Origin of the sequence: Aquiflexum gelatinilyticum (assembly GCF_024741135.1) — a bacterium.
Lineage (GTDB): Bacteria > Bacteroidota > Bacteroidia > Cytophagales > Cyclobacteriaceae > Cognataquiflexum > Cognataquiflexum gelatinilyticum.
This window is the reverse complement of sequence record NZ_JANSUY010000010.1, coordinates 214,466-220,838: the sequence shown is the minus strand read 5'-3', so window position 1 is coordinate 220,838 and position 6,373 is coordinate 214,466. Positions and strand designations below refer to the sequence as shown.

Below are 6,373 nucleotides of genomic sequence, written 5' to 3'. Positions count from 1 at the left end.
TTGGCGGAAACTATACTTACAATTTCCCATCAAATTAGCCAAAACTATATACAATCTCACGCTTCATTTTATTCTATAAAAATGTTACCCCTTCGGGGTTTTTTCACGCTGACAACCAAAAAATATGCTAGACACAAGAATAAAAATAGACACAAGACACAAGATGCAAGACACAAGATTTGATTCCCCGACAAAATAAGACACAAGAATCAAGACTTAAAAATAGACACTATATACAAGACTTAAAAATAGACACTAGATACAAGACGTAAGATTCAAGACTTTTAAAAATAGACACAAGATCTGTGTTCATCTTTTTTATCTGTGGTAAAAAAAACTAGATCTGTTTTGGCGGAAACTATACTTACAATTTCCCATCAAATTAGCCAAAACTATATACAATCTCACGCTTCATTTTATTCTATAAAAATGTTACCCCTTCGGGGTTTTTTCACGCTGACAACCAAAAAATATGCTAGACACAAGAATAAAAATAGACACAAGACACAAGATGCAAGACACAAGATTTGATTCCCCGACAAAATAAGACACAAGAATCAAGAGAAAAAATAGACACAAGATTCAAGACACAAGATTCAAGACTTGATACCTCGACAACAATTAGAACAACTACAACAAATAGAACAACTACAACAATTACAACAACTACAACAATTACAACAACTACAACAACTACAACAACTACAACTATTAGAACAAAAATATTGATCGAGAATCTTCGCTTCACTCAGAATGACGGTCCTCAACCTGACAACGCGCAGCAGACAACCTGACAACTCGATAACCTGACAACGCGAACCAGACAACAATTACAACCAATAGAACAATTACAACTACTAAAATTAGAGCAAGACCTGATTTTTAGACAACATAAAAGCTTACCAATTTCCCCGAAAAATTCAATCTCCAATTCCTTAGAAAAGGTCAATTCTATAAAAAATAATTCAATAAATTTTGCCAAAAACCCCAATTTCCTCCCACTTTCCGCTACCCTTCCCTTACCCTTCTCCTACCCACCCGTTACACCCTCCCTACCCATTCGTTACCTTTTGACCAATTTCCAAGAAACCATATAATTATTCCGATAATTTTTACTATTGTACTTTTTCAAGACACAAGATTCAAGACTTGGTACCTCGGCAACAACTAGAACAACTAGAACAACTAGAACAACTACAACAATTACATTTTTATGAGATTCTTCACCTCCGCAGGCTGCGGTTCAGAATGACGGTCCCCAACTTGATAACGCGAAGCTGACAACCCGACAACGTGCAGCAGACAACCTTACAACGCTCAGCAGACAACCTGACAACGCGCAGCAGACAACAATTACAACCACTACAACAATTACAACTTTTTAAACCCCATACTCACCGAATTGATACAATACCTGATACCCCCTTTGTCCTTTGGGCCGTCGGGGAAACGGTGTCCGAGGTGCCCGCCACAATTGCCGCAGAGGATTTCTTCCCGGATCATGCCATGGGTATAATCCATATGCACGTCGATGGCATCAGGTCGGACCGGTTCGGTGAAGGACGGCCAACCGCAACCACTATCATACTTGGCTGAGGAATGAAAAATCTCATTGCCACAGGCATGGCATTCATAGATTCCGGTTTCTTTGTTGAGGTAATACTGTCCGGTGAAGGGTCTTTCAGTTCCTTTTTCCCGCAAAACATGGTAGGCTTGAGGATCAAGTTCCTGCTTCCATTCGTTTTCTGATTTGGTGATGGGGTAGGATTTTGTTGGTTTCGGTTTCATGGGTAAGATGGTTGTAGTTGTTCTAGTTGTTGTAATGGTTGTAATTGTTAAGTGGGTCCGTTATTGGAGGGTTTTGGTTTTCCACTTAGTCTATGTTTTCCAATTGGTTTTTACGTATTCAATGAAATTGTGGATTTTGACACCAAGCTTTCTATATTCTTCTTGGATCAATTGAACTTCTGCATCATACTCAGGATACAAAACCTTTAATTTTTCTAGGTGATTATGACATTCTAAGTTGCTTGCGTGGGCATAAACCAAGAATTTCACAAAATCTTGTTTGTAGGATTTTCTTCCATAACCTTCCACGATATTGGTATTGATTGAGTCAGATGATCTTCGCAACTGACTACCCAATTCATATTTTTCATAAGAGGGTAACTTAAGACTGAACCGATGTGTTTCAAAAAATAACTCCAATGAAATTTTGTAGATATCCAAGTCCTGATAACTTTTCATTTGACAAAAGTTTGAAATAAGCGATTGTCTAAATTAATCAATCCTGACTCAATTAATAGTTATTCAATAAAATTATTTTCTCAAGCTTCCCAAAACTTACCCAATTCTTAATCACCCTAACAACTACAACAACTACAACAATTACAACCCATCCTTACGGCTTCACCACCAACCTCCTCCCGCCCCCTTTAATCACCTCCTCATTCATCAGCATAGGACGGTATTTGCCGGTGGCGTATAGGACGGATTGGTCGGAATAGTGGGGACTGAAAAGGTTGCCGCTCTGACCTGTGGGTAGGACGGATTCTGAGGCTTCCACGTCAGCAAAATCTAAAATAATTCGCATTGCAGGTCCTGAATTGACCTTATAGATACCATCAGGATTGAGGGTAAAAGGTAGTTTGTTGACCGATTCTTCATTGGCAGTGACTGCAGGGGCTTTGACATTAAAGATCTTGTCCAAAGGTTTTTTGGCACCAAGAGGGTGGGGGTGTTCGAGAACGACGACTTTTTCCCAAAGCCATTTTTCACTGTCTGTTCCCAACTGTTCGCTGAGTTCTGAGATGGTTTTGCCCAAGGCGATTTTGACAATTTCGGACTTGCTTTCATTGGCTTCGGTTTTATTATTGTCCCACCAAAGAGAATTATCGGTTCTGATCAGTGTCGGTACACTTCGGATGTACATAAATGTCTTGATGAAATTTTGGAAATCATCTTCCCCAAGTTCATCCGCCATCATGCCGTGTAGGGTATGGTAAAGCCACTTGTAGTAAAAGGTAGGAGCGATGGATTCCAGGTCATGGCTGCCGTTCCAGTTTTCGATGGCCTTTTGGGCAGGTTCAAAACCTTTGAATGCGGCTAAGTCCACCACTGCCAACATGCTTTTGGCGTTGATGGGGTGGTTTTCATTGATGGCTTCCATTTGGAGTGCTTTGATACTTTCTTGGGTCCAATCGTTTCGGGAAGTGACGGTTTTGGAGATTCTGTCCCAACGGTCACCGGGATAATAGTATCCCGGGAAGAAAGTCCCGTTGGAAAGGGTATCCGGTTGGTTATTGGCGGACGCCACAAAACCCGATTCGGGGTTGATGCTCATGGGGTTTTGCTCAAATGGAATCCATCCTGTCGGTTCGTCGGTGGGGTTGGTGCCATCCAAGAAGATTTTGCTGTTGACATGGCTGGGTCGGATGGGCAATTTGGCAGTGGCCCACCAAGCTATGTTTCCGGCCTTGTCGCCATACATGACATTGAGTCCTGGCGCGTGAATCATGCGGACAGCAGCTTCGGTTTCCTGAATGTTTTTTGCCCTTGCCATCTTCCAAGTCGCCTCCAAAGCAGCTGTCGGCTCGAGTACATACACCCACCATGAAGCCACAGGATTTTGAGTCAGTTTGCCGATTTCGGGAAGGACATCATTCATAATGGGTCCATGGATGGATTCTTTGATTTCAAAAATAACAGACTCCCCATCTTTGACATGGATGGTTTCTGTTCTGGATGTCAATGGCCTGAATTCCTCTCCGTAAATGGTTTCGTTGGGATTGTTGGGATTGAGTTTTTCTTCGAAGAAATCCTGATCGTCATTTTCAAACATCGTCAGTCCGATACTGTGGTGGCGGGTATGTCCGACCAAGCCAAATGGCATTCCTGCGAGATGGTTGCCGTAATAGCTGAAACCCGGATATTCGAGATGCGCTTCATACCATACCGATGGCTGGGCAAAGCCAATGTGGGTATCATTGCAGAACAGTACTTCCCCTGAAGCCGTCCTGCTTCCCGAAATCACCCATGAGTTGCTGCCTTCCAACAGGGGAACGGGAAGTTTTTCCAACAGGGCAGAAAGGGAATTTTCGATGACAAGATCAGTGGTGATGGAATCTCTTTTCGGGTAATTGTTGGGGATGACATGGTGCTCCGGCAAAGTTTGGACCGAAACCATTTTCATATATTCAGGACCCAAGGTGCGGGCCATTTTGGTGACCAAAGGATCTGTTTTCATTGCCATGGCAAAAGTAAAGGACATATATCCCGTGATGGCGTGGATGTCATTGATGGTGAATTCCCTCGGTTCTGATCCCAAGAGGGTATATTCAATGGGGATTTTTCCATGTTGGATAAAATGATTTACACCTTCGATGTAGGCTTCGGTAGCGGATTTCCATTCCGAATTTCCTGCTTTGTTCCACTCTTCGGTACTCCAAGCGGCATGTTTGGGAATGCCCAAAGTCCTGAAAAATTTATCCACTTCCACCAAATCGGCACCCAGGAGTTCCGCCAAAGTACCTGTGCCTACACGGCGCATCATTTCCATCTGAAAAAGCCTATCCTGTGCATGGACATAGCCCAAGGAGCGGTAGGCATCTTCTGCATTGGCAGAATAGATGTGGGGAACACCGAAATCATCAAAGTAGACTTCCGCTTCCGCAGACATGGAAGGCATATTGATTTCGCCGTTATATTTTGGTTTGAAGCTCAGCTTGACTGCCTGATATCCGACAAAAAGCAACACGAATAGAACGATTAGGGCAATGAGGAATTTTTTCATGGGTTTATTGATGGGTGGGGAATTTTTCAAGAGGGATTAAATGTAAATATATCTCAAGGAAGACACAAGATGAAAGACTTAAGGAAATTCAGAATTAAGAATGATAAATTCAGAATGACGGATTCCCCATCCTGACAACTCGAACCTGACAACCCGAAAACCCGACAACTTGACAACCCAAAACAATTACAACCACTATAACCACTCCAACAATTACAACCACTAAAACCACTACAACCCTTTTTATCTCCCCTCAATCGCCTCCAAAATCACCCCACAGGCTTTTTCTATTTCTTCCTCGGTAATGATCAGAGGCGGTGCGATACGCATGGCATCATCGCAAAAAAGAAACCAATCGGTAATGACACCGTTTTCGATTGCCCTGTCAATGATTGGTTTTAGGACTTCAAAGGATTCAAACTCCACAGCCATCATCAACCCTTTGTTGTGGATGGATCTGATTTTGGGATGAACAAGCAGTTTTTTGAAAAGATTTGCTTTTGTCTCCACTTGTTCCAAAAGCTTTTCTTCCTGAATAACTTTAATCGTTGCCAATGAAGCCGCAGCAGAAACAGGATGCCCTCCAAAGGTTGTGATATGACCTAATAGAGGATTGTTTTTGAATGCGCCCATCACGTCTTTGTTGGCAATGAAAGCACCGATCGGCATGCCTCCGCCCATTCCTTTGGCGCAGACCAAGATATCAGGAACAATCCCAAAATGCTCAAATGCCCAAAACTTTCCTGTTCTTCCAAAACCCGCTTGAATCTCATCCAAAATCAAAAGCGTGCCTGTCTCATCACACTTTCTTCGCAAAGCTTTAAAATATTCCGAACAGGCTACCATAATCCCGGCTTCGCCCTGAATGGTCTCGACTATGAAAGCTGCAGTGTTTTCGGTGATTTCATCAAGTTGCTGAAAACTCCCGTAAACCACATTTTTGATTCCTGGTAAGAGAGGTCGGTAGGCTCTTTTGAAGATTTCATTGCCACCGACAGAAAGTGAACCATGGGAAGAACCGTGGTAGGCATTGACGCAGGAGATGATTTCGCGGCGGTTGGTATAGCGCTTCGCCAATTTCAGCGCGCCCTCCACCGCTTCGCTTCCTGAGTTGACGAAATAGACGTTGTCAAGGTGGGAGGGTAGAGTTTCACAAAGTGCTTTAGCCAATTGAACCTGAGGACTTTGTACATATTCTCCATAAACCATCAGGTGAAGGTATTTGTCTAACTGGTTTTGGATCGCTTCGAGGACTTTTGGATGGCGGTGACCGACATTGCTGACGCCGATTCCCGAAATCAGGTCCATATATTCTTTTCCTTCCGGCCCATACATGTAGATCCCTTCTGCCTTTTCGATTTCTATCATCAAAGGAAAGTCAGTAGTCTGCGCGAGGTGAGAGAGGAAAAGCTGACGGTTATTCATTTTTTAAGATACAAGACGTAAGACACAAGATGCAAGACTTAGAGCCGAGAAGCGAGAAACGAGAAAATTGAACCAGGTACTAAGTACAAAGTACAATGAACCAAGTAAGGACATCCCAAACTTGACAACCCAAGAACCTGACAGCAATGACAACGC

At 42.9% G+C, this 6,373-nt stretch carries 4 protein-coding genes; all 4 read right to left on the bottom strand.

Annotated elements, in window-relative coordinates:
- Positions 1-1,371: 1,371 nt before the first annotated feature.
- The 4 genes from msrB to NU887_RS12600 all read right to left on the bottom strand — a co-directional run bounded on the left by msrB (position 1,372) and on the right by NU887_RS12600 (position 6,217).
- A complete protein-coding gene (gene msrB, locus NU887_RS12615) occupies positions 1,372-1,788 on the bottom strand; it encodes a peptide-methionine (R)-S-oxide reductase MsrB (RefSeq protein WP_258423745.1) in 417 nt (138 codons plus the stop codon).
- Positions 1,789-1,878: 90 nt separating this feature from the next.
- A complete protein-coding gene (locus NU887_RS12610; protein ID WP_258423744.1) occupies positions 1,879-2,247 on the bottom strand; it encodes a four helix bundle protein in 369 nt (122 codons plus the stop codon).
- A 154-nt stretch (positions 2,248-2,401) separates the two neighbouring features.
- Positions 2,402-4,792 carry a penicillin acylase family protein gene (locus NU887_RS12605; RefSeq protein WP_258423743.1) on the bottom strand — a complete coding sequence of 797 codons (2,391 nt, stop codon included), beginning with the start codon at positions 4,790-4,792 and terminating at the stop codon, positions 2,402-2,404.
- Between the two features lie 243 nt (positions 4,793-5,035).
- A complete protein-coding gene (locus NU887_RS12600) occupies positions 5,036-6,217 on the bottom strand; it encodes an aspartate aminotransferase family protein (protein WP_258423742.1) in 1,182 nt (393 codons plus the stop codon).
- Positions 6,218-6,373: the final 156 nt, after the last annotated feature.